17 protein-coding genes and 4 pseudogenes are annotated in these 23,340 nt (G+C 34.4%); 9 read left to right on the forward strand and 12 right to left on the reverse strand.

Annotated features, from left to right (window positions below; translation table 11 throughout):
- Positions 1 to 131 precede the first annotated feature (131 nt).
- A pseudogene (locus A5N88_RS22625) lies at positions 132 to 1,417 on the forward strand (putative bifunctional diguanylate cyclase/phosphodiesterase).
- A gap of 260 nt (positions 1,418 to 1,677) precedes the next feature.
- Here the strand turns inward: A5N88_RS22625 and A5N88_RS22630 are convergent.
- The gene (locus A5N88_RS22630; RefSeq protein ID WP_066271004.1) at positions 1,678 to 2,031 is read right to left on the reverse strand and encodes a VOC family protein; all 354 of its coding nucleotides are present in this window, start codon (positions 2,029 to 2,031) and stop codon (positions 1,678 to 1,680) included.
- 722 nt (positions 2,032 to 2,753) lie between these two features.
- On the opposite strand from A5N88_RS22630, the pseudogene A5N88_RS22635 reads away from it, so the two are divergent.
- A pseudogene (locus A5N88_RS22635) lies at positions 2,754 to 3,229 on the forward strand (exosporium protein C).
- A gap of 397 nt (positions 3,230 to 3,626) precedes the next feature.
- Here the strand turns inward: A5N88_RS22635 and A5N88_RS22640 are convergent.
- Positions 3,627 to 4,421: an LssY C-terminal domain-containing protein gene (locus A5N88_RS22640; protein WP_066271007.1), complete on the reverse strand. Its 795-nt coding sequence runs from the start codon at positions 4,419 to 4,421 to the stop codon at positions 3,627 to 3,629.
- Positions 4,422 to 4,838: 417 nt separating this feature from the next.
- On the opposite strand from A5N88_RS22640, the pseudogene A5N88_RS22645 reads away from it, so the two are divergent.
- A pseudogene (locus A5N88_RS22645) lies at positions 4,839 to 5,048 on the forward strand (MRP family ATP-binding protein); the annotation flags it as partial.
- Positions 5,049 to 5,317: 269 nt separating this feature from the next.
- On the opposite strand, the gene A5N88_RS22650 reads toward A5N88_RS22645, so the two are convergent.
- The 3 genes from A5N88_RS22650 to fdhF are packed head-to-tail and all read right to left on the reverse strand — an operon-like array spanning position 5,318 to position 8,996.
- Positions 5,318 to 5,527, reverse strand: a complete 210-nt coding sequence (locus A5N88_RS22650; RefSeq protein WP_066271010.1) for a heavy-metal-associated domain-containing protein — start codon at positions 5,525 to 5,527, stop codon at positions 5,318 to 5,320.
- Positions 5,528 to 5,542: 15 nt separating this feature from the next.
- Entirely contained in the window at positions 5,543 to 6,040 is a 498-nt protein-coding gene (locus A5N88_RS22655; RefSeq protein ID WP_066271012.1) for a DUF1641 domain-containing protein, read from the reverse strand.
- Complete coding sequence (gene fdhF, locus A5N88_RS22660; protein WP_066271018.1) at positions 6,015 to 8,996, reverse strand: formate dehydrogenase subunit alpha; 2,982 nt, start codon at positions 8,994 to 8,996, stop codon at positions 6,015 to 6,017. Before fdhF ends, A5N88_RS22655 begins: the two co-directional genes overlap by 26 nt.
- A 520-nt stretch (positions 8,997 to 9,516) precedes the next feature.
- On the opposite strand from fdhF, the gene A5N88_RS22665 reads away from it, so the two are divergent.
- Positions 9,517 to 9,735, forward strand: coding sequence for a hypothetical protein (locus A5N88_RS22665; RefSeq protein WP_066271020.1), 219 nt, complete (start codon positions 9,517 to 9,519; stop codon positions 9,733 to 9,735).
- A 528-nt stretch (positions 9,736 to 10,263) separates the two neighbouring features.
- Positions 10,264 to 10,419 carry a hypothetical protein gene (locus tag A5N88_RS25680; RefSeq protein WP_198160380.1) on the forward strand — a complete coding sequence of 52 codons (156 nt, stop codon included), beginning with the start codon at positions 10,264 to 10,266 and terminating at the stop codon, positions 10,417 to 10,419.
- Positions 10,420 to 11,046: 627 nt separating this feature from the next.
- Here the strand turns inward: A5N88_RS25680 and A5N88_RS22670 are convergent.
- The 4 genes and pseudogenes from A5N88_RS22670 to mobQ all read right to left on the reverse strand — a co-directional run bounded on the left by A5N88_RS22670 (position 11,047) and on the right by mobQ (position 15,277).
- Positions 11,047 to 11,232 carry a hypothetical protein gene (locus A5N88_RS22670; RefSeq protein WP_066271022.1) on the reverse strand — a complete coding sequence of 62 codons (186 nt, stop codon included), beginning with the start codon at positions 11,230 to 11,232 and terminating at the stop codon, positions 11,047 to 11,049.
- Between the two features lie 748 nt (positions 11,233 to 11,980).
- Entirely contained in the window at positions 11,981 to 12,994 is a 1,014-nt protein-coding gene (gene moaA, locus A5N88_RS22675) for a GTP 3',8-cyclase MoaA (protein WP_066271027.1), read from the reverse strand.
- 130 nt (positions 12,995 to 13,124) lie between these two features.
- A pseudogene (gene fdhD / locus A5N88_RS24550) lies at positions 13,125 to 13,658 on the reverse strand (formate dehydrogenase accessory sulfurtransferase FdhD); the annotation flags it as partial.
- Between the two features lie 56 nt (positions 13,659 to 13,714).
- Positions 13,715 to 15,277, reverse strand: a complete 1,563-nt coding sequence (gene mobQ / locus A5N88_RS22680) for a MobQ family relaxase (RefSeq protein WP_066271030.1) — start codon at positions 15,275 to 15,277, stop codon at positions 13,715 to 13,717.
- 367 nt (positions 15,278 to 15,644) lie between these two features.
- Here mobQ and A5N88_RS22685 point away from each other — a divergent pair, with 367 nt between their 5' ends.
- Positions 15,645 to 16,184, forward strand: coding sequence for a GNAT family N-acetyltransferase (locus tag A5N88_RS22685; RefSeq protein WP_066271036.1), 540 nt, complete (start codon positions 15,645 to 15,647; stop codon positions 16,182 to 16,184).
- 380 nt (positions 16,185 to 16,564) lie between these two features.
- Here the strand turns inward: A5N88_RS22685 and A5N88_RS22690 are convergent, their stop codons facing one another.
- Entirely contained in the window at positions 16,565 to 17,728 is a 1,164-nt protein-coding gene (locus A5N88_RS22690; protein ID WP_066271038.1) for an iron-containing alcohol dehydrogenase, read from the reverse strand.
- Positions 17,729 to 18,542: 814 nt separating this feature from the next.
- Here A5N88_RS22690 and A5N88_RS22695 point away from each other — a divergent pair.
- The 3 genes from A5N88_RS22695 to A5N88_RS24555 all read left to right on the forward strand — a co-directional run bounded on the left by A5N88_RS22695 (position 18,543) and on the right by A5N88_RS24555 (position 20,808).
- Positions 18,543 to 19,163, forward strand: coding sequence for a hypothetical protein (locus A5N88_RS22695; protein WP_066271040.1), 621 nt, complete (start codon positions 18,543 to 18,545; stop codon positions 19,161 to 19,163).
- 612 nt (positions 19,164 to 19,775) lie between these two features.
- Positions 19,776 to 20,636, forward strand: a complete 861-nt coding sequence (locus A5N88_RS22705) for an SPFH domain-containing protein (protein WP_066271044.1) — start codon at positions 19,776 to 19,778, stop codon at positions 20,634 to 20,636.
- 13 nt (positions 20,637 to 20,649) lie between these two features.
- A complete protein-coding gene (locus A5N88_RS24555; protein WP_083953353.1) occupies positions 20,650 to 20,808 on the forward strand; it encodes a type II toxin-antitoxin system antitoxin in 159 nt (52 codons plus the stop codon).
- Between the two features lie 759 nt (positions 20,809 to 21,567).
- Here the strand turns inward: A5N88_RS24555 and A5N88_RS22710 are convergent.
- Both A5N88_RS22710 and A5N88_RS22715 read right to left on the reverse strand, forming a co-directional pair.
- Positions 21,568 to 22,605 carry a sensor histidine kinase gene (locus A5N88_RS22710; protein ID WP_066271046.1) on the reverse strand — a complete coding sequence of 346 codons (1,038 nt, stop codon included), beginning with the start codon at positions 22,603 to 22,605 and terminating at the stop codon, positions 21,568 to 21,570.
- Between the two features lie 2 nt (positions 22,606 to 22,607).
- Entirely contained in the window at positions 22,608 to 23,294 is a 687-nt protein-coding gene (locus tag A5N88_RS22715; protein WP_066271048.1) for a response regulator transcription factor, read from the reverse strand.
- Between the last annotated feature and the right edge of the window lie 46 nt (positions 23,295 to 23,340).

Genomic DNA, 23,340 nt, shown 5'->3' on the forward strand with positions numbered 1-23,340 from the left:
CTTGGCTACTTTTAAGACTATTAAAAAACATATTTTGATTTTTCCTACTGGAATGAAATTTCAGGTAATTTGTAGTATATTTCTAGAAGAAGTTGTTTAAATAGAAAGATTGGTGAAAAATGAAAACCATTATGAATTCAGATTCACTTTTTAATATTTATAAATCATTGTTTGACTTTAATCGGGATGCTTGCTATGCACTTGACCCCGAAGGAAACTTTTTGCTCTTTAACCAAGCTGCTGTTGGCATAACAGGATATACAGAACAAGAGGCACTTTCCATAGCATTTTACCCCATCATTGAAGATAAAGCTTTAGAAAAGACCATAGAGCATTTTATTAGCGCTCTCAAAGGCTATAGAGACGCTTTTGAAACCTCCATTATTCACAAAAATGGGAATCGTGTGGACTTAGCCGTTGTAGCATTGCCCTTTTATAGTGGAAACGAATTGGGCGGGGTAGTGGGAATGGCGAAGGATATAACCAGTCAAAGAAATTTGGAAACCTTATTAAACGGACAAAATAAAATTCTGGAAATGAATATACGCGATGCTGCCTTTTCCGAAGTATTAGATAACATTGTCACTCTGATTGAAAAGATTTCGGATGGAGGTCACTGTTCCATTCTTTTGGCGGATACGGAAAAGAAAAGATTGAAAAATGTATATGAAGCAAAGAAAAATGGTAGAAACCATTTTGAATTTTTCCACAGTGTATTAGAACGAAAAAATCTCCAAAGATTACAGATAGAAAATGAAATGCGTAAAGCTCTTGAAAATCATGAATTTACCCTTCACTACCAGCCCATTATGGAAATCTCATCTATGAAGGTTACCAGTGTCGAAGCGCTTATTCGGTGGGAAAATCCTTTTTTGGGAGCGGTCTCACCAGGAGATTTCATTCCTATTGCGGAAGAGACCGGATTCATTATCCCGGTTGGAGAATGGGTACTAAGAACCGCATGTCTCCAATTTCATCTATGGAAACAAAAAGGGATTGATCTCGCTTCGGTGTCTGTCAACCTGTCCCTTCGTCAATTTTATCAGCCTGACCTTATTTCAAATATCACCCGAATACTCAGTGAAACGCAGATTTCTCCTCGAAATCTTACGATTGAAATAACGGAAAGCATGACAATGGACGTAGAGAGGGCAAAGGATGTATTGAAACAGTTAAAAGAAATAGGAGTCAATATTTCTCTCGATGATTTTGGTACAGGATACAGCTCGTTAAGCTATTTAAAACAGTTTCCATTAATTATTTGAAAATTGACCAGTCCTTTACGCGTGATATTGCCATTAGTAAAGAAGATGAAGATATTGCCTCAACCATTCTTTTAATAGCCAAGAATTTAGGGCTCCGCGTCATAGCGGAAGGAGTGGAGACACAAGAACAGCTAGAAGTTCTCAGAATTTAAAATGTAACGAGGCACAGGGATTCTTATTCAGCAGGCCCCTTCCTCCAGAAGAATTAGAAGTTTTGATAAAAATAAGAACACACTTAAAAGTCGAAAATAGACAGCTACTCAAAATAGTAAAACACATAAGGTTACCGTTAAATTGGTTACCTTTTATTCCCCCTTCTCTCTTGAAAACGTTCATCATTTTTAAAAACTAAAACAAAAACTCTGAACGAGTTTTGTACATTTCATCTAGATACTTTTCCCGTCTGCCCCTTTTAACATTTACAAACCATTAAATGATTTCCGTCAGAGTCTTTAAAACGGAAATAATGATGATGCTCAATGCCTGAAATCAGTTCAACCTTTTTACTCTCCATATACCGGTAAGCTTCATTTATGTCTTCAGCATTGAAATGAAATGCTGGGAAACTAAATGTATTATCCTCTGAAAAAATTTTGCTGTCTAAAACAATTCCCGCCCCCTTCATAGGGAGTACATACAAATGACCAAATAGGATTTCTCCATCTGTTGGTAGGCCTAATATTTCACAATACCAATCACGGGCTTTTTCTATGTCGCTAACTGGAATAAAGACCGTACCAATTTCATTTAAAATAGGATGATTCATAAAAAACCTCCAGGAGTGGTTTCTATACTTACATTTCTCTTCTCATAATAAATTCTCCATTATTCTTTGGTATCCTTCAGTAATTAAAATGCTGTTTTCTAAAAGATTGTTGAAATAAAAATCGAAATATAGATTCTTTACTTTTTATAAAAATAGAACTAGGGGGTTTTTGGGTAGAAATGGAAAAGAAACCTTTTTGGAGTCCTTTAAATTGTAACTTTTGGTACAATTTCTTTTTTATATTTAATGAATTATGTATTTTTTTAGTATTTTCAATGTGGTTCTTTTAAAGAAATAACGACTGAATTGACATTTGGCGGTTCATTAAACTCTATTATCCTCAGTTTAATTGTAGGGTATATTACGGAACTTTGCTGCTACCTCACTTACCCATTCTCTCTTCTTTTTTTTTATGCCTTTGTTCCAACTCATCTTCTTTCCATTTTCATCAGCTTATCGAACAGCCTGTTCCAATAGGGACTTCAGGAGGAAAAACGTTAGGTGGTGCTATCTATTTGGTTATCTTTATAATCAATGGAGTGTAGAGCTATCCTCCCCCTCCTCTCTAGCCATATGATGAGCTCATATAACGTCTAGACCAACCTGGGAAGCGTGTTTTATATACTAAATTAAAACACATTTTTTATATTATTAAACGTTTGGCCAAACTAAATCTCTTCTAACCACATACTTTAAAATATAGAAATCAAGGTGGTGACAAAATGGTACGTATTATTGATTATCAAGCAACAGAGCCAATTAGCAAGGTTAACAATAATGCACCCATAGCAATTCCTCATTCTCCAGCACATGTTATACTAGCGTCTATTCATATCAACATTCCTCGTTGGGATGCAAATAAAAATCATGTAGAATTGATTGCGACAGTAGGAGTCCGGGGCTTAAGCGGTACATCACAAATTTTATTTAAGATCTTTCGTGATGGACAAGAAATCTTTAGAGCTCAAGAAGGAGTAGAATCGGATCCTACATCAGAGGTTAATTATATCGCGACATTCCAAGCAATTGATATGAACGTGGGACGTGGATCTCATCTTTATCAACTGACTGCCGAAAACATTACAAATGGACAGAAGCAGCTGTTGTGGGCCCAATTTCCTTTAGTGGGTTAGCGGTAGCTCCTGAGACATGGCCTGTTTTTGATAAATTCAAAAATATACTAGATTTGCAAGGATAATCATGATAACCAAGAAATATAAGAATTTCTTATGATTACTTTAAACAAACCTCCGTTAGTTGAAAAGGAAGATTATCAAAATATCGAAGCTGGATATTTAATCCTTTTTCAGCTAAAAGAAACAAAGTAGAATAAACTAAGAGTACCAAGGCTTTGTGCCAGGGTACTCTAAGTTTTTAATCGACTGTTTTTTAGGAGGCCACCATTTGGCTCTCCCTATTTTACATCTACCATGTTCAAGATAGTGATACTTTGCACTTTGCAATTAAATTGCGGAAAAGGAATTGAAGCGATATCCCCTCTTTTTTGTAAAATCTGTTATTTCAGCAGCTCTTTTTAATACTTTAGGTCCTTAAAACATGTTAGAGATGAATAAAAATCATTGGATTAAACGTAATCAAAGCGCATTTAGTATAGGGAAAAGGAATTGTATCACCTTTTGTTTTAAAGTTAGCGACATTGAATGATTAGATATATTATCTTTATTCAAAGGGGAGACAGATAAAACTGCAATATTCCCGTCCGTGTAATACCAATCTCCTCCACCATTGAAACCAAAAAGATTTGGTTGATCAAACGATACAACAAGTGCAGATTTCATAAATGGTTTTAAATCTCGGACAACCTTTTCTCTCTCGTCGTCGACAGAAGGTAAGATATGATGAGTGGGTAGATGAGACCTTTTACTAAGTTCAATCCCGTGATCATAGGTAGCTGAACCCAGCCAAACCTCCTCATCATTGATGGTTGTATGAGTTTTCCAAAGTCGAATGTGCCCCCTGTTTCGTACGCTATTAGTTGGTTTTTCAAAAGCTAAATCTTGCTTACGGTGATATAAATACAGGTTACTTACAGGAGCTTTAGGATATGGTAAATTCCCTAAAGAATCTAAGGCTATTTTCACACTGGTTCTATCAGTTATTGGATCTGGAATCTCCCACCCTGCTTCTTTAAAATATCTGGTGATTGTCTGTTTAGACCCCAAAATAAGGACATTAATTGGATCACCAGGTTTTCCAGACTTGATTGTAGTCTTTAAGGGATAGTTCATTTTTGATAATAACGGACTCTTCCCAAAAGGATAAAATTGTATAAAAAGAGTAGCTCCTACACAAAAAACGAAGATAATAATTAGCCCGGAGAAAAAGAACCGTTTGAGATATTTACGAAAAACCTTATTTGAGCGTGTCATTTTAATTCATTACACCCTTTTAATCTTTTTTCAATTGTTTTCTTCCCCTGCTAACTCCCCCAATTTATTTCATTATATACTAATTGCTGCACCAAAGTATTTAACAACTTTAAAAACATAGGTAGATGCGATTGTATAAAGAAAGTCACCTTAAACTTCCTTTCGTTAAATGAGTTTTAGCTGCCAGCAAAGGAGCTATCATCTTCAAAAACAACCTTTTCTTTCCAAAAAAGGATTTAAGGAGTTATCGGGTAAAATTGTGAGCTCCAGTATTGTAAGTAACATTTAAATCCGGGAAGTAGACATTAGCTATTTGCTAAACAGCAAGGCCTTTTTTGTCGTTAAAAAACACTTATCCGGATTTATCACATGCAATGCAGGAGTGAATTGCTAGGTGATGCAATCTCATTTTCATTTTCGTTGGCGTATTATGAGGAATTTAACGGTACAAGGAATTATCTCTTTGGAAGGGGTGGCGGTGATATGCTAGCCGAGAGTCTATCATCAGAAACGATAGCAAGAATTCCATTTGCCAAACGTAATGAAAACAAAGAGTCAAATTTATTTTTTGAGGATTTAATTACCGGTGAAATGTTTACATCCTTAGCTGAAGAAATTATATACAGAAGAGAAAACATTCAAAAAAAATGGAAGGGTAAGATAAATGGTTTTATTCCATTATCTTACCCTTCTTATGATAATTAAAGTAGCTCTTCACTATCAAACGATGGAAACTTACGATCGTTTCTACAATTTTCACAAACATGTAGCACTCTTTTTGATGAGGATAGTTCGTTCTCTTCCTGTACCATTCGATCTATAGAACCACAAACTTCACATACTTTCATCAATGAGATCCTTTCTATTGAGTTCTTCTTATAATTTTGAGAAGAACTCTAATCATTAATGTCAAACCCTGTATTTTTGACAGCTTGAATAAAGTCTGTCAAAGAAGCCGCTCTCTCATTATAACTAATGGTGGCCGCTTGATTTACAACACTTACCTCTGCTTCGCGGATTCCCCAAACATCTTTTAGGGCATGAAGAATTTTATTAGCATCCTGCTCATTATTTATTCCGATTATCTTGATGCATTCTTTTTCCAATTAACATTCTCCATTCTAATGAAGTTCTTGTTTCCCTTCTTTAAACACTTCACCCATCCCTTCTAAAAGCCCTATCATATTAACTAATGCTGTCTTCACTTCATCATTTCGAATAACACTTCCAAGTTTCCAAAGGCTTGCTTTTTCATGCTTATCGACATTTTCCCCAAATTTCACAAGACCTCTACCAACTCCATTAAGCATAATTTGTAATTGATCAGGGTTAACTTGTCCAAGAAAACTTAACGCATTCATTGCATTTTTAATGGTATTATACATGCTAGGCTGATTTATTTGTTGAAGAGCTATTAATGCTACATCAACACCGTTTTGAATAAGCGCTTTAATCGCTTCTAGAACACCTATTTTATGTAGTTGTTCCATAAGTGCAAGAGCTTCCATAACAGCGTCCCGATTATCTGCTAAAGCTTTTAAAATATCTGCAACTGCTTCTTCTTGCACCTGTTCAGCAGTAGGAATGTCTCTTCTAATTTGCTTGATTGCTTTCGCCAAGCTCCTCACCTCCTACTTTATAAAGTTCATTGATTTGAGTAAAATCATCTCGTTTCCACTTTTCCTCTACACGTACACTGATTTGTGGCATACGATTTCCAAAACGATGATTTACCTTAGGTAATGGTGGTTCACCTGTTTTTTCTAGGACTTCCATCTTTACGCTCATTTCTTTATAAGCCGGAGTATGAGTGACTGAATCATGATAACTACTTGTCAATTTATTAACAGCTTCGTCGTCTTCTCTTGTATTCATTGGCAAGTATATTTGCTTTCCCTGTACACGATCTGTAACAATAGTTCTTACTTTTACTTGGCCATATGGTGACGTTAACCGTACTAAGCTACCATCTTGGAGACCTCTCTCCTCTGCTAATTCCGGGGATACTTCGAGCCAAGGGTGTGGAACTTTATGTGTAAGTCCTGGAGATCTGTATGTCATGTTCCCTTCATGGAAATGCTCCAACAGTCGACCATTATTTAAGTGCAAATCATATTCTTTTCCAGCTTCAAAAGGCGGAGTCCATTCAACAGGAAATAGTCTTGCTTTCCCATCTGGAAAGCCGAATCCTTCTTGAAAAAGAAGTGGAGTATCAGTACCATCTTTTGCAACAGGCCAGTGTAGACTTTTAAATCCTTCAAGTCTTTCATAGCTTACACCCTCAAAAAGATTACAAAGGCTTGCTGCCTCATCCATAACTTCACTTGGATGTTTATAAGACCAATTCGCTCCAAAATGGTTCGCAAGTTCTACAAAAATTTGCCAATCTGGTTTTGAATCACCTAGTGGTTCGAACACTTGGTAAAATCTTTGAATTCTACGCTCAGTGTTTACAAAGGTACCATCTTTTTCAAGACTAGGGGAGGCAGGTAAAACTACATCCGCAAATTGTGCAGTTTTACTGAAAAACACATCTTGTACAATGAAGAACTCTAAATCTGCAAGTTCAGAATCCACAAAATTTGCATTCGAATCTACAAATGACATTTCTTCACCAAATAAGTACATCGCCTTTACTTTACCTTCTTTAATACCTTCCAGCATGCCATGATTATCATATCCAGGATCTTTAGGTATCTTAACATTCCATGCCTTTTCAAATCGTTTTCGAGCTTCTTCATCTTGAACTGCTTGATAACCAGGTAACCATGAAGGCATTGTGCCAAAATCACAAGCCCCTTGAACGTTATTATGTCCCCGAAGTGGATAAGCTCCTGCTCCTGGTCGTATATAGTTTCCTGTTACGATAAGTAAATTCGAAATGGCAGTACTTGTATCTGTTGCTCCTTTATGTTGAGTAACCCCCATAGCCCAAAGAATGCAAGTTCCATCAGCTTCATGAATCATCGTCGCTACTTGAATAAGTTCTTCTTTAGTCACTCCAGTCATTTTTGAAGCATAGTCTAAGGTGTACTTATCTAATGTTTTAATATAATCATCGACACCATTTACATGTTTTTTTAAGAATTCCTTGTCATGCCATCCTTGATCAATAATATATTTTGTCACAGCAGATATCCAGATGAGATCTGTACTGGGATTAGGTTTAATAAAAAGGTTAGATCGCTCAGCTAATTCATGCTTCCTGATATCAGCAACAATCAATTTCTGCCCATGAAGTTTATGAGCCCGCTTAATACGGGTTGCAAGAACTGGGTGCCCTTCAGCAGGATTAGCACCTACTATAATAACCAAGCCCGCTGATGCAATATCTTTGATGGTTCCAGCATCCCCTCCAATACCAACTGTGCGTAAAAGTCCTGCTGTAGCAGGTGATTGACAATATCTTGAGCAATTATCAATATTGTTAGTTCCTATAACCGCGCGGGCGAATTTTTGGATTAAAAAATTTTCTTCATTTGAACATTTGGATGAGGCAATGAATCCCATAGAATCAGGACCATATTTTTCTTTAATCTCAGATAGCTTTGAAACAATTAATGAATATGCCTCTTCCCAACTTGATTCTACAAATTCGTCTCCTTTACGAATGAGAGGTTTAGTTAAGCGCTCATCGCTGTTCACATAATCCCATCCCCATTTTCCTTTTACACAAGTTGAAATTCCATTAACAGGGGACTCTTCTAAAGGCTCGATTTTTAATATATGGCGACCTTTTGTCCATACTTCAAAACTACATCCTACACCGCAATAAGTACAAACTGTCTTTGTACGTTTGATTCGAGACTTTCTCATTGCTGATTCTATCTCAGATACTGCAAAAATCTCTTTGTAACCTGGTTCTACTTCTTTTGTCAAATCGACCATTGGTTCTAACATTCTTGGAGGAATTTTCGTTAAATAACCAGCTTCCCCTAACATGGATTTCTCCATTAATGCATTACATGGACAAACCGTTACACAATGTCCACATGAAACACAAGATGATTCATCGATGGGTACATCATTATCCCAGATAACGCGAGGTTTTTCACGATTCCAATCTATTGAAAGTGTTTCATTCACTTGTAAATCTTGACAAGCTTCCACGCACCTTCCACATAAAATACATTGATCTGGCTCGTATCGGTAAAAAGGATGGGAAAGGTCAGTGGAATATGGCTTAGCTTCAAATGAATATTTTTGGTGTTCAATTTCCAGATATTCCGCTGTATTATGAACAACACAATTCCCATTGTTATTGTCACATACTGTACAATACAATTCGTGGTTTTTTAATATCCTTGACATTGCCTCGTATTGAGCATCCTTTACCGTTCGGGATAGGGTATCAATATTCATCCCAGGCTCTACTTTTGTGGAGCAAGCTCGAACCATTTTTCCTCCTGCATTTACAAAACAGGTGTCGCAAGTTTGAATGGCACCAAGGTTTGGATGGAAACAAATGCTTGGGATATACGATTCATTTGCCTGAGCTACTTCCAAAATAGTTTGTCCAGGGTGAGCTATCATATCCTTTTCATTAATACGAACCGTAAATGAAGATTCTTTCATGCTTTACCCTCCATTTCATGATTATTCTAAGTATGTCAAGTATGCCCTTTTAACTAACAAAGTATTTAATTTGCACATAAAGTATTTCCAGGAGGATTTATGTTAAGACATGCTTCCTAAATTTAATATTTTCAATAAAAACTAAATATAGAATCAAAATTGTAACACTTAAACTAAATGGCCTGGGAAGTTCTACAGGCGTGATAAGAAACCTTTTCTCATCCCTTTGTTTAATGACAATCCCAAATTAAATTATTCAAGAAACTTCTCTTGATTTTTACATAACAATCATTTCCCCCAAAATACACCTTCATTAATTGAAATAGTATTATGCGCTCCAACATATAACCAAACTATGAATTTCTTGGATCTGAATCTATTAATTTAAAATTTCTCTTTTTTATTAAATTAATAGTGATATTTAATTGTTTTTTTAAATGTATAAAACAATCTAATCATGTCGAATCTAATCATGAATTTTCAAACATAGTTCTAATATTATTGGAAGAAGGTCTGAAACGTGGATAAAGAAAAACTATATAAACAAGTGCATGGCATGATTATCTCTTCAACTAAAGAACCCAAGTATTCAGCAATTTCAACTGTGAAAGTCGCTGATCTACTTAATGAGGAAATTGATGTTGTCGAACATACACTACAGGAATTAGTAGAGGAAGGAAGACTTAAAAAATCAAGACTAAATGATCCACCAAATTATGAAATATATTTATTACCATAAGAAAAGTTGATCGTTCGTATACGTATTAACATTTAAATATCTGAACCAGCTGATTATATATATCAAAAAGGCAAAATAGCATTTATATTTAAAATATTTATTTCGCTAAGTTCTACTTTTCAGTAGAATGTTAATTTCATGGTTAATCAAGGATATTACTTTTTTGAATTGTTTTAAGGTTAGGCATCTCAAAGATAATGAAGAAAAATTTATATAAGAGTTTGGCATGATAGGGGAAACGCTGTTTAAAAAGCCTCTCCTATTTTCTTAACGGGTTCGGTTTTGGAGTACAAAACTCGAAAACGTATATGAATTTACAACACAAATCGCATAGTAATTAACAATAAATTAGCAAGCAAAAAAGCGGTGGAATTCGCATTCCTCCGCTTTACTTTTTATACTGTACAGTAGTGACGAACTACGTAGGACCCAATCCAAAAACATTTATTAATTTGTTATTACTTACCAATAGTGGTAGTATTAACTTACATAGTGTTGAGTCCTATGTAAAGGAGGAACTACAGCACTATGATGAGTGAATGGGAATATTTACTCATTGCAAGAGAACTGGGACGTTTACTGCTAGAATACGAATTTTGTAGCGATACCCTGGTCAAGAACAATATCCATCAAGATATTCTTCTACTCGTTGACGCTTTAACATTGACTGCTATTTTAATTTAGCAGTTTTTTTTTTAACCAAAAAATGCTTTAATATCGATGAGATTAAGGAGAGCATATACTGCGATATAAAACTTTTAAGTAAAGCACTCTTCCTATGCGATCTGCCTAAAACATTTCAGCACTAGATTTGTCATAAGAAATGTGCTGCACTATTTGGGTCTACTTTGTCTTTACTTATAATCTTATCTTAACACCTTTAAATGATATTCGATAAAATTTGATGTGTTATTTTGACTATAAAACATCTAAAAGTATTGATACAACAACAAATAATTAGCTACTAATTCATATGCTTATTTGGTTGCTAATTCTATTGTGAATTGACTTTTTGTACTCCAAAATCGAACCTGTTACTATTTTCTCTTGTTATTTGTTAATAGCACTAAACTATCTTTATCCAAATAAAGAAGTACTATTTCTGTAATATACATAGTTTAATTTGAATGTATCACCTTTTTAATGTTTAGAATTCCCCAGTTTTAGAGGAGTTTTATATTTTCCTTCTCTTTACTCTATTTAAATAATCTTCCGGTTATCTAGAAACAACAATTTATTTATTGGAAAATTTATACATTTTAACTAAACAAAAAGAAAAGAAGGCATAAGCGCTTCTCTTCTTAGAGTTATCTAATAACTGAACCAAAAAGACCAAGTAACTGAATTTCCAGTTTTGGGGCAAGCCGGGAATGACTCTTCTTTTTGAAGAACTGCGTATTGACCATCTGCATCTACGTAATGGCCTGATTCCAAGACTGTTTCTCCGGTTCTATATACGCGGCTTTCTCCTGTAGGTTGATTTGTGAAATGAGTCAAGTAATTTCCTCCTTTTACTTATTGAACATTTGTTAGTTTTACAAAGAGAACTAAGTTTATACTTCATGTGGCTGTTCAAATAAATTAACTCTACAAAAATATTCATTCACAGCCTTTTATTACTGCTAACGTATATTATTATTACGTCAAACCCCTGAGCAGATTCCAATTATGATTTAACGAGCCATGATTTCAGGAATTAAAAAAATTAAGGGTTAGATGATTAAACCCTAGATATCCGCTTTATTCCAGAACCATCCAATATCCCATGGTTTTATAAGATATTATTTGGTGAGGGAAATATCTTGGTAATTTTGACCAAAGAATATTATGTATTATGAATAATATTGTAATCAAATTTTTAATCCCTTATAATATGTTGTGCTTAAAAAGGGACAATAATTCAAATTAGCTTTTTAAAAATCAACTGCAACAATGGTTTGAAGGATTACCTAATTGTATCAAGATATTCCTACCCATCTAGTATTCGAGTAAATTGAAAAGTACTTGGTTAAAGCAAAATCGATTCTTCTGAATTTGTTTGCAAAAAGGAGTAAAATTCCTCAATAAGTACAACTTTAATACACTAAAAGACCCCTCTCACATGAGAAGGGCTTTTAGAATTAAAATGGTATTGAATGTTATAGGACTAATTTAATAAAAATCCAACCCATAAAATTAGAATTTTTCAGCTCTACTATACCAATTGCTTATTCAGTTCATAATAAATTTTTTATTATCGTAATTTTTATCCACCTATATGTGACATTTCTATTTTTTTAGAATGGGTTTTTGTTTGATTTGATCTTCCTTCAGAATAGCGATCTAAACGATTTTGCCAAATGGAACTTATCTTATCTGTAATTTCCTTATCCGAATTTCTGGAACGAATCAATTCTCTAAGATCGTAACCTTGTGTTGCAAACAGACAAGTATAAAATTTTCCTTCAGCAGAAATTCTTGCTCTTGTGCAAGAAGAACAAAAAGTCTCTGTTACAGATGAAATAATTCCCACTTCCTGATTACTGTTCAGATATCGATAGCGAGTTGCTACTTCACCAGGATAGTTTGCTTCAATTGGTTCAAGAGGCAGTACGTTATGAATTGTATTTAATATCTCTTTCTTAGATACTACCTCATTCAGTCTCCACCCATTTACGTTCCCAACATCCATATATTCTATAAATCGAAGTATATGATTCCTTTCTTTAAAATATTTTGCCATAGGAATAATATCCTGTTCATTTTTCCCTTTTTGAACAACCATGTTAACTTTAACTTCCATTCCAGCGTCCGAAGCAGCTTGTATTCCCTCAAGAACAGTTTTCACTTTCCCCCTATTACCATTCAAAGATGCAAAGCTCTCTTCGTCTAAGGAATCTAAACTAACAGTTACACGAGTTAATCCTGCTTTAAATAAATCACATGAAAACTTCTTAAGCAAGGAACCGTTTGTGGTTAATCCAATATCCTCTACACCTTCAATTTTGTTGAGACGTTCAATAAGCTCGGGAAGATTTTTCCTAAGTAAAGGCTCTCCTCCAGTAATACGTAGTTTTTTCACTCCTAAATTAACGAACATCCGTGATAATTTTTCTATTTCATCAAAAGATAAAATTTTATCATTTTGCAAAAAGGGATAATTTGAACCAAATATTTCTTCGGGCATACAATACCGACAACGAAAATTACATCGATCAGTCACAGAAATACGTAAATCCCTTAATGGTCGCTTCAGCTGATCCAATTCAGTATGCTTCATTTTCATTGCCTCTTTCTGTAAATTTATCTTTAAACAAAGAATAATAAATCCATCATTGCCAAGATAATATGCTGGTATATTCACTAAATTGAATATTTTTTTAAATCTTTCCGACTCGTTCAGGAATTGTTTATACATTTAAAGATTGATTACGAATGAATCCCACTGTAGTAATTCCTAAGTGTTCAGCCAACTGTAAAGCAAGATAGTAGGAGCAGATTTCGAAAGAATGATTCCACACCCTATTTTCGCTACTTTTTAAAAGGATTTCAGAAGATATACCGACCGCTAAAAACAATAAGTTTATCTTTCATATTAATATTATTCTTTATACAGTGCCCATATATCTTATCTAAAGCATTAATGTCTGCCTATGTCCATTCGACTTGGAGGAACACTACTAACTTCACATAGAACAGCATTGTGAATACCACCGGTTAGCTTAAAAGTTTCAGTGTTTCACTGCATATCACTCATTAGTCGAAAACAGTCTTCAAAAGTTAATTTAGTTGAAATGCTCTTCATATTTTTGACAGTCAGTGTATCTTTAACAAAAACAAATCCCTGCCTGTTCATCCCACAACAGGATGAAATATACCGTTTGTTTTGAAAATCTTTATAATACGGATTCACTTTAGATGAGTTTTACATGAACTACCCCTGTTTCATCTTGTATCTAGGCCATGCTGTCTTCTTTTTTTCTTTTGTTTATGCCGTTGTTCAAGGGTTGGAAATATCATCAGGAGTAATTGTATTTCCATAGTACTCTTTTGCCATCACAAAATATTCTTTTTCTTCAAGTGTTAAATAATGACGCCCTGCCCAATGAGGATACATTTCATCTAACTGGTGGCGATAAAGCTGATTCATGAGCTCTAAAGAAGCTTCCATTTCTTTTTTTCGCTGCAGTAAAAACTGCATATGGTTTAAAATATTTTGCGGAAATTTTTGTATAGTAGATGGATCGCTAAAATCAATTTGATGACGCCTTCTTATTTCATCAAACTTTTGTGTTGCTTGTAAGATTTCACTTTTTATTCCTAGCACAAATTGCGGTCTGTGATTTAATAATAAATGGAGTTCTCTTTCAATTTGATTTTTCTCCAGCTCCGTACATACAAATTGAATATCGTCATCACTTAAAAGTTTATTCCGAGCAATTGTCGCTTCCACAATCTCCATTTTTTGTTCTTTCGAAAATGAGTTAGTATCAACATTTGAATAATAGTGATTCAAAAAACGATTCGCTTCTGTCTCCAAAATAGTCTCTACTTTGTCTACTATCTCTCTTTCTCTTTGAATTCTGTTTAATTTTTTTAAGGTATCCACTGATTCAGAACTAAACTCAAGTCGTGTGCTCCATTTATCCAATTGAGCTTTTCTAGTTTGAACGCTTTCTTGATTTAAAAATATTCTTAAAACTTTCGCCGCATCCTTTAACTGTTTCTTTTCCTTAGGAGTAAACCGGCGAATGAACTGATCTTTCTGTTCTTTAATCCTTTTTTCCTTTTTCACTATCTCAAGCTCGACCAAGACATTATTGTAATCTTTTCGCTCAGTATTTATTTGTATTCGGTCTGAACGCTTCCCTTTTCTTTTCATATCTCTAGCTACAAAACCTTCATGAATGGTGGGAAGTGTTAAAAGATCCCTGTCTTTATGGGATAGGTGCGTGATTCTTTCTGAAAAACCGTTCATCTCAAGAAAGCGGTTAGCATAGACCGCCCACTGTTCTCGCCAATAAAATAGTTTTTTTTTCGTGTTCCAATCAGGTGTGTGTACGGCTTTTATTTGTTCTTTCCCATTTACAAATTCTTTTACTTTTACTTGCTTATTCCCCCATGTACCGTCTTCCTTAAACGGACGAATCGTTAGCAGAACATGAAAATGGGGATTGTTCTCATCATCACGATGAAGCGCAAGATCACAAACCATTCCTTCATCTACAAAGATGTCTTGGCAAAATTCGATGGCCAATTGCTCCTGTTGATCATGAGTCAATTCATTTGGTAAGGCTACATTGATTTCACGAGCGAGCTGCGCATTCCATTGCTTTTCTTTTTTCTCTACTTCGTTCCACAATTGCTGGCGATTATAAACCCATTCAGGTGCATGACTTGGTGCAAGAATATGAGTAACCGGCTTCACTTTTCGTTTGTAAAACTTAATCTCATTTGTTCTTTCATCCAACAGTTTTTCTCCAGAACGGTAGGCAGCAGATGCAATCGCATTTTGCTGTTTTCTTCTTGATATGATCTGATTTGAAAAATGGTAGATGGCCACTCGATACACCTCTTTCCTTTACCAACAGGAGCGATAGCGAGTTTTATAGACGCTTCACGAACTTGATGTCCTACGAAAGAAGGACATCAACGCAATACCATAAACATGGTATATAAGTGCTCGTTTTGATGTGATCTGATAATTATATGTTTCTTCAATATATAGAAATAGAACTACAGATAAAATGAGTTATATAAGAAATAAAAGACATGAAGGAATAAATCATTACATTAGAATTTTAGTCTTCAAAGGAGATATATAGGAGATAGACACTACTATTCTTTTTGTTTCGCAAAATTCAAAATACGATGATATAATGGGCCATAAAGCATTGAATATAAATTTACATAATGGAGCGAAATGACATATGCAAAATGGCAAGAATATATATCTTAGGTTGCTTACATTAAATGACGTTGATGATTTACTTGTGCTAGAAAAGCTGAATCAAGATTTTTTTCAATTATATTCCCCGGAACGTTCTTCTGACTTTTACACGATAGATTTTCAAAAAGATTTAATGGAGAAAAGATTAGAAAAGGAAAAAAAAGATATTGATTATAATTTTGGAATTTTTAAGAACGAGAATGATGAACTTATAGGAACGATTGGACTCTTCCGAATTTTTCGAGGTGCATCACAGAGTGCTATGATCGGTTACAGTTTAAGCAAAGAACATAATGGTAAAGGCTACGCCACAGAAGCAGTAAAGCTTGTTATAGACTATGCATTTACTACTCTTCAATTACATAGAATTGAAGCTGGTGTGATGCCTCATAATATTGGTTCCATTAGAGTTTTAGAAAAAGCAGGTTTTGAAAAAGAAGGCATCTCTAGGAGCAATGTTAAAATAAATGGCAACTGGGAAGACCACCTGCTTTTGGCAATCATAAATCCAAATGACTAACTTTTTTTATATAACTTTATATTTTACTGACATCTACCCTAATTTATCATTTACAGTGGGAATGCCTAATTCCCGCTTACCGCTGATCGGCGCTATTGCACCCGTAAGTTGAATAACATGCACATAATTCCTTATAAAAGATGCATCTCTAGTTAAAAAAATAAAAATTGAACTAAACCTTATTCGAGTCAGAACCAACCATTATATCAAATACTATCCAAAATAAAATTACTTTTAAAATCTCTCTGAATTTCAGCCATATTTAAAACCCTTGTATAAAGACTCTAGTAAGGAAAAAAAATATCCACAACAAAAACAAAACATCCAATATAAAAAAGATTGTTTCTCAAGTCATTTAATATAGGTAATAGATTTAGCTATTATAAACTTGCTTTTAAGATACTTAATACGTCTTCTTTAGAAAGTTTTTTAAAGTTTCCGATGTCTCCGAATTGAGTTGCTTCATCAGCCATACGTTCAAAATGCTCATCGTTAATACCTACTTCTTGAAGAGTAATAGGTGATCCAATGCGTTTAAAGTATGAACGAGTGGCTTCAATTCCTTCTAAAGCAATCTCATCGTCCGTCTTTCCTTCTGGACTTACATTCCATACACGTGTTGCAAATTGCACAAATTTATCAATACGTTCTTTATAAACAAACTTCATCCAATTCGGGAAGAAAATAGACAGACCTTCACCATGCGGGATGTCATAAATAGCACTTACTTCATGCTCAATAACATGAGTAGCCCAATCAGCTGTGACACCTATTGGTAGTATGCCATTCATTGCATAAGTACCTGAAAGAAGAAGATTTGCTCTAGAATCATAGTCGTTACCATTTGCTATTGCTTTTTCTCCATTTTCAATAACCGTTAACAAGATGCCCTCAGCAAATCGATCTTGTATAGGAGTGCTTGGTGTTTGACTAAAATATTGTTCAAATACATGTGACATAATGTCGATGATACCGTTAACTGTTTGATTTACTGGTACTGTGAAAGTAAGTGTAGGATCAACAATAGAGAACTTTGGATATAGTAATTTACTACCCATTGTTCGTTTTTGTTTTGTTTCCAAGTTTGTTATAACAGATCCACCATTCATTTCTGATCCAGTAGCTGCTAAAGTTAAAATCGTACCAATAGGAAGAGCTTGAGTGATAGTTGCTTTACGAATAGTAAAGTCCCAAACGTCTCCATCATATAGCGCGCCAGCTGCTATAGCTTTTGCTGCATCAATAACACTACCTCCACCTACAGCCAAAATGAATTGAATGTCTTTTTCTCGACAAATACGAATTCCTTCATTTACTGTAGTTAATCTTGGATTGGGTTCAATGCCTGACAGCTCTTGAACTATTGCTCCAATTAGAGAAAGTTGTTGTTTTACTTGATCATAGAGACCAGACTTTTTAATGCTGCCTCCACCATAAACAAGTAAAACTCTTTGACCAAAAGGTTTAGTTAGTTCTCCAAGTTGATTAACTTTACCTTCTCCAAATACTAGTCGAGTGGTATTATACAATTCGAATCCATTCATTAATTAAATCCCTCCTTATGTAAACTGTAAAATAAAAAATTGTACTTTATATGCAGTGTTGAACCAAATTATATTCAATCAGCAAGAGGAAGTAAAGTAAGAAAAATTTAAGTTATATATAAATTTTTTAATAGGAAAAACAGGGTGAACTTAAAGAAATAATAGTACTTTTAGATTTTGTTTAATTTTATATCATATAGATATTGAATGAAGAAGTTTTAAATTCACAAATGCATTATCAAAAGGAAAAATAAAAAATAGACGATAAAACCTGAATGTTTGAAGGAATTATCAACTTTTTAATTTTTAAAACACCAGCTTATGTCAACAACACCCAAATGCCTTAATAGTTGGGTTCTACTATTAAATTCTTCGTTAGGACCTTTATAATCCAATTCCACTTGTAACGGTTACTAATGTCTATTTAGATTTCTACTTTTCTTTGAACCCTTAAATTACCGATTATTATAGTGGGCTAGTTTGGGAAATATTAATAGGTTTGGCTGTCGAATAACTAATCGCGCAAAGGTACGCAAGAGGTAGAGAAATCTACTTTCTGTGTACCTTTTTGCTGGGATATGTTCTCATTTAACCCTAGATGGCAAGATAACTTCTTTTTACGTTCTTTGAAATCGGAGATTAGACTGGGCTGTTGACCGCAAATTTAGGAGTCTTACTATCCTCTTCTGTTCTGTTAGGTCATCTTCTTCAGCGGATCCTACACATGTAAAAAAATTGTCTTAAGTAATATTTAAGAAACACTTACTAAAATCTAACTTGTACAAGCTTAAAACAAAATCAGGAGGAATTACTAATGAAAGCAAAATCAAGTTTAATTGTCCCTGTCTTAGCAGCAGCTCTAGCAATCCCGACTATTGGCCATACAATGACTGACCATAAAAACAATACATCTAATGCTTCAGCATCAATGCACCAAAAGTATGAAAAAGGATCCCATAAAAAATGGGGAAAAGATGGAAATAGAAATGAATTAATTAATGAGATTAAACAATATGCTTCTCCTCAATTACAAGATCAGCTTAAAAAAGATCTTACACAGCATGAAAGCTTAATGAAGGAGTTACGTCAAACTCCAGCTTTCCAAAAGAAAATGGAACAAAAGAAAGCCGAGGAACAAGCTTTCTTCAAAGCCCATAAACAAGAAATTGACGCTATCAAACAAGAAGTGAAAGATGGAAAATTAACAAAACAACAAGCTCACAAGAAACTAGAAGCATTGTTTGGAAATAAAGCTGGAAAAGGCCATCATATGGACAAAGGAAAAGAACACGGTAAAAATGGTCTATTCACAGGATTAAAAACAGCCCTTCAAAAGAAAGACACGGCTGCGATTAATTCAATCCTAGAAAAATTTGATCAACAATTGGAAAAATCTAATCAACAGCTGCAACAACAGATTAACGCTAATAAATAATAATATTAGCCTTCTTTTTATAAAGCGCATGACGTTAACATTGTTTCAAGAAGTAGGACAGGGCTTAGTAGCTCTGTCCTTTTTCGTGTTGTTAACGCTGGACAAAAAATACAAAACAACAGAAAATATTTCCATTTCATCAAAGTGTATAGGAAGAAAAATAGAAGAATTAGATTATGGAGAGAAAAGAAAAAAGTCCAATCAGTATACAAAAACTTTCATCAACGCTGGGGATCCCTTCTCCTTTCTTGTTAAATATGAATCACGTCAACTTCAACAAGATTCTTGTACCGGTACTGGATCCGTTGATACTCAAATAATCCTTCAGAGGATTTAAATCAGACCAGTGAAGGCTTGGGAAGTGAAAAATAATGATGAAGCAAACCAGAGTTGTCATTAAAAAATCAAATTGTTCGTTTTGACACAAAAAGTAGAGGCTCCCTCCTCTAAATCCTTTGATTTATGAGGATTAGCTGCTTAAAGGTACACAAGAAAAATGGAGTACACCCGAAATATTTGTTGGTAAATAAAAAAAGTTTTCACTTTTTTTACCAATTGTATTATGATATTAAAGTGATATCACTTTAATATCGTATTTTAGGAGGGGCTATAGTGAAGGAAAAAACAATTTTTAAAATGAATGGCTTTGCAGCATTGGTGATTGCTGTTTTGTGCATCGGTTTTGGTCTCTTTTTAATTGTTGGAAACACCGTAATGGCTGAAAAAATTGCTGGAATTGTTCTATTTATTTTAGGCCTAATTCTTGCAACAAGCTTAACCATTGTTCAGCCAAACCAAGCTAAAGTATTAACATTCTTTGGTACGTATATGGGGGTCATACGTGAACAAGGATTATGGGCAACCATCCCCTTCACCTTCAAAAGAAGCGTGTCACTGCGCGTCACGAATTTTAACAGTGAAAAGTTAAAGGTCAATGATTTAGAAGGTAATCCAGTTGAAATTGCGGCTGTCGTTGTGTATAAAGTAAGTGATGCAGCAAAAGCATTGTTTGATGTAGAGAATTACGAAAAGTTCATTCAAATACAAAGTGAAACGGGCATTCGCCATATCGCAAGCAGATATGCGTATGATTCTCTTGATAACGGGGATCATACACTGACTCTTCGCCGAAATAGTGATGAAGTAGCCGAGGTGCTTGTTCATGATTTACAAAGCAGGCTAAATGTTGCTGGAGTGGATGTTATTGAGGCACGGATCATGCATCTTGCCTATTCATCAGAAATTGCGGCTGCCATGCTTCAAAGACAACAAGCGCAAGCTGTATTATCTGCCCGGAAAGTCATTGTAGACGGTGCAGTAGGGCTTGTAAAAGCTGCAATTGATCAGCTCACGGAGCAGGAAATCGTGGACTTGGATGAAGAGAAAAAAGCGCAGATGGTTAATAACTTAATGGTCGCCATCGTTTCAGAAAAAGGAACGCAGCCCATTATCAATACAGGAAGCATTTATTAAGGTTGTGTAGTAAATGAATAAAAGAAAATCATTTCCCCTTCGTATCGATCCGAAATTATACGAAGTATTGGAAAAATGGGCTGAAGATGAATTAAGAAGTGTGAACGCCCAAATTGAAGTGATATTAAAAGATGCTGCCAAAAAAGCTGGGAGAATAAAAAAGAAGGAATAGAAGATTAACGGGTTCGGTTTTGAAGCACAAACAGTAAAATAACATTGCAATAAGAGGTGTAATTCGCATATGAATTACACCTCTTATTTTACTTGATATAAAAGGAAAACTGTAAAATTAACACACCATTTCACACTATAATCTGCATACTAATTCGCAAGAGTCTGATAGACAGCATACTCCTGCGAATTGGTATGCTAAAACGTATGCGAATTGGGTGTGCAGGAAAAGATTCGAAAACATCTGCTCAGCGACTCGGTATCGCTAAAAAACCATATACGTAAATTCAATAGAAACGAGAAAAGACCGATGCATCGGTCTTTTCGGTTCTAAATAATCCTTATTAAACTAACGCATCCTTTAGTTTAAGTGAAATATTTCACAATACAAATCAGCTAGATTAAAAATAAAAAGTCTTTTAAGAAACACTGTTCTTAAAAGACTTTTAGGTAACAAGCCAACCTATAGCATTTTAAGTTTTAGTATTTCTCCCTTTTATTGCCCTTGTTTCAACTTTAACTTACCAGGGGTTACATCATTACCAAGCGTTAAGAACTGTGTTGTTGTAGCTTTGAAATAAAGTTTGATCAAAAATATCGCATGAACCTGCATTTTACGATAGATAAAAAAATCCATTTTGAAAAAATATTGATCAAAATGGATTTCTCATTTTAGAATACACATATGATTTTGTATAACAAAGTTTGATTATTTTTTCACTATACTGCGAGATAATTATAGGCATATTCTTCAATACTATTAATGCAACTTTTTAGGCAAACGAACTGTAAAGGTACTCCCCTGTTCTAATAAACTTTTAACTGTTATATTACCGCCAAGTATTTTTGCGATTTCTTGTGAAATATAAAGTCCTAGACCTGTACCACCGTATTTTTGATTGCGTGATTTCTCTACACGATAAAGACGTTCAAATATATGTTTCTGCTCTTCTTCTGAAATTCCCATTCCAAAATCTTGAATAGAAATTTGAATTGCATCTTCATATACAGTTCCTTCAATCTTTATTGGTGTTCCTGGAAGAGAGTACTTTAAGGCATTTGCAATTAAGTTATGCAGAATTCGATTAATCCCTTCTTCGTCAGAGTATATGAAAGAAATTTTATCATCTAAATCAATGTTAATATCTCGATCTTCAACCTTTAGTTGAACCTGAAAACTGTTTAATGCGGCTACTAAAGTTTTATCTATCCAAACCTTTTTTATGACTAGTTTATGTTTTTTATTTTCTTGCGTTATGGTGAGATCTAATAATTCATCAGTTAATTGACTTAGGCGCATAACTTGATTTTGAATAGACTCTAAATAAATAGGCCTCTCTATATCACTTACCATATTATCTAAAATTGCCTCGATTTGAGAACGTATTGAAGTAATTGGCGTTTTAATATCATGAGATAAATGAGAGATCATAGTATTCTTTTCATCTTCAGCTTTCTTTATCTGATTAAAGGACTCTTCTAATTGTTCCGTCATATGATTAAAGTCTCTTGCAAGTTCAGCTAATTCTTTTGGCGAATGTATATCTGCTATTTTTTCAAAATAACCTTCCGCTAGCTTATTACTATGACTACTTAATTTTCTGATTGAACGAAGAGTAGGTAAAAACAGTAAGTAACTTACAATGAAGGCAAATGTACAAGCAATAACCATAATCAATGTTACTATATAAGCGATATCGGGTTGAAATATCATATATTTGACACTAAAAAAGACGATAACAATGACTAATAACAAGGCAGATCCATAAGATAGGAGGATTAAATTACGTAATTTCAAATTCAATCCACCTCCAGCTTATAGCCAAGACCCCAAATGGTTTTAATAGCAGGGTGTGGCCTGCCGTCTGATACATGTTCAAGCTTATCACGCAATCGATGAATATGAACATTCATCGTATTCGCGTCTTCATAATAGTCCGAACCCCAAACTTTTTCAAAAAGTTCCGACTTTGAATAGACTCTTTCCTTATCAAGAGCTAACACCCATAACAAATCAAATTCTTTAATTGTTAAATCAAGTGGAACGTCATAAAGAATGGCCGCTCGCTTTTCATAATCGATTTTTAAAACACCTCTATTAATGAATTTGCTAGTATTTTTATTAATACGTCGTAAAATGTTTTTAATTCTCAATACTAATTCGCGAGGACTAAAAGGCTTTGTAATATAATCGTCTGCACCAAGCGTTAATGAATACAAACGATCTTTTTCTTGTGTCTTAGCACTGATAAATAAGAATGGAATTTCTTCATCTAAGTCAAGTACTTGTAAAATAAAATCATATCCGTCTACTTCGGGCATCATAATATCTGTCACAATTAAGTTGATTTGATTGTGCTGACAGATTTCAAGTGCTTCTTTACCATCTGAAGCTGTTAGCACTTTAAAGTTTTCTTTTTCAAGATAACGCTTTGAAACATCTAAAATTGTAGGTTCGTCATCTACGATAAGAATGGTTTCATTCATCAATTCCACCCCTCTTTATATAGCATACTCAGGACTGTTCTTTGAT

The organism is Heyndrickxia acidicola (assembly GCF_001636425.1).
GTDB lineage: Bacteria > Bacillota > Bacilli > Bacillales > Bacillaceae_C > Bacillus_AE > Bacillus_AE acidicola.

Coding starts and splice junctions, on each gene's coding strand:
- A5N88_RS22630 (WP_066271004.1), bottom strand. CDS start 2,031: ATGAATCATCCTATTTTAAATGAAATTGGTACGGTCTTTATTCCAGTT.
- A5N88_RS22640 (WP_066271007.1), bottom strand. CDS start 4,421: ATGACACGCTCAAATAAGGTTTTTCGTAAATATCTCAAACGGTTCTTT.
- fdhF (WP_066271018.1), bottom strand. CDS start 8,996: ATGAAAGAATCTTCATTTACGGTTCGTATTAATGAAAAGGATATGATA.
- A5N88_RS25680 (WP_198160380.1), top strand. CDS start 10,264: ATGATGAGTGAATGGGAATATTTACTCATTGCAAGAGAACTGGGACGT.
- moaA (WP_066271027.1), bottom strand. CDS start 12,994: ATGAAGCATACTGAATTGGATCAGCTGAAGCGACCATTAAGGGATTTA.
- A5N88_RS22685 (WP_066271036.1), top strand. CDS start 15,645: ATGCAAAATGGCAAGAATATATATCTTAGGTTGCTTACATTAAATGAC.
- A5N88_RS22690 (WP_066271038.1), bottom strand. CDS start 17,728: ATGAATGGATTCGAATTGTATAATACCACTCGACTAGTATTTGGAGAA.
- A5N88_RS22695 (WP_066271040.1), top strand. CDS start 18,543: ATGAAAGCAAAATCAAGTTTAATTGTCCCTGTCTTAGCAGCAGCTCTA.
- A5N88_RS24555 (WP_083953353.1), top strand. CDS start 20,650: ATGAATAAAAGAAAATCATTTCCCCTTCGTATCGATCCGAAATTATAC.
- A5N88_RS22715 (WP_066271048.1), bottom strand. CDS start 23,294: ATGAATGAAACCATTCTTATCGTAGATGACGAACCTACAATTTTAGAT.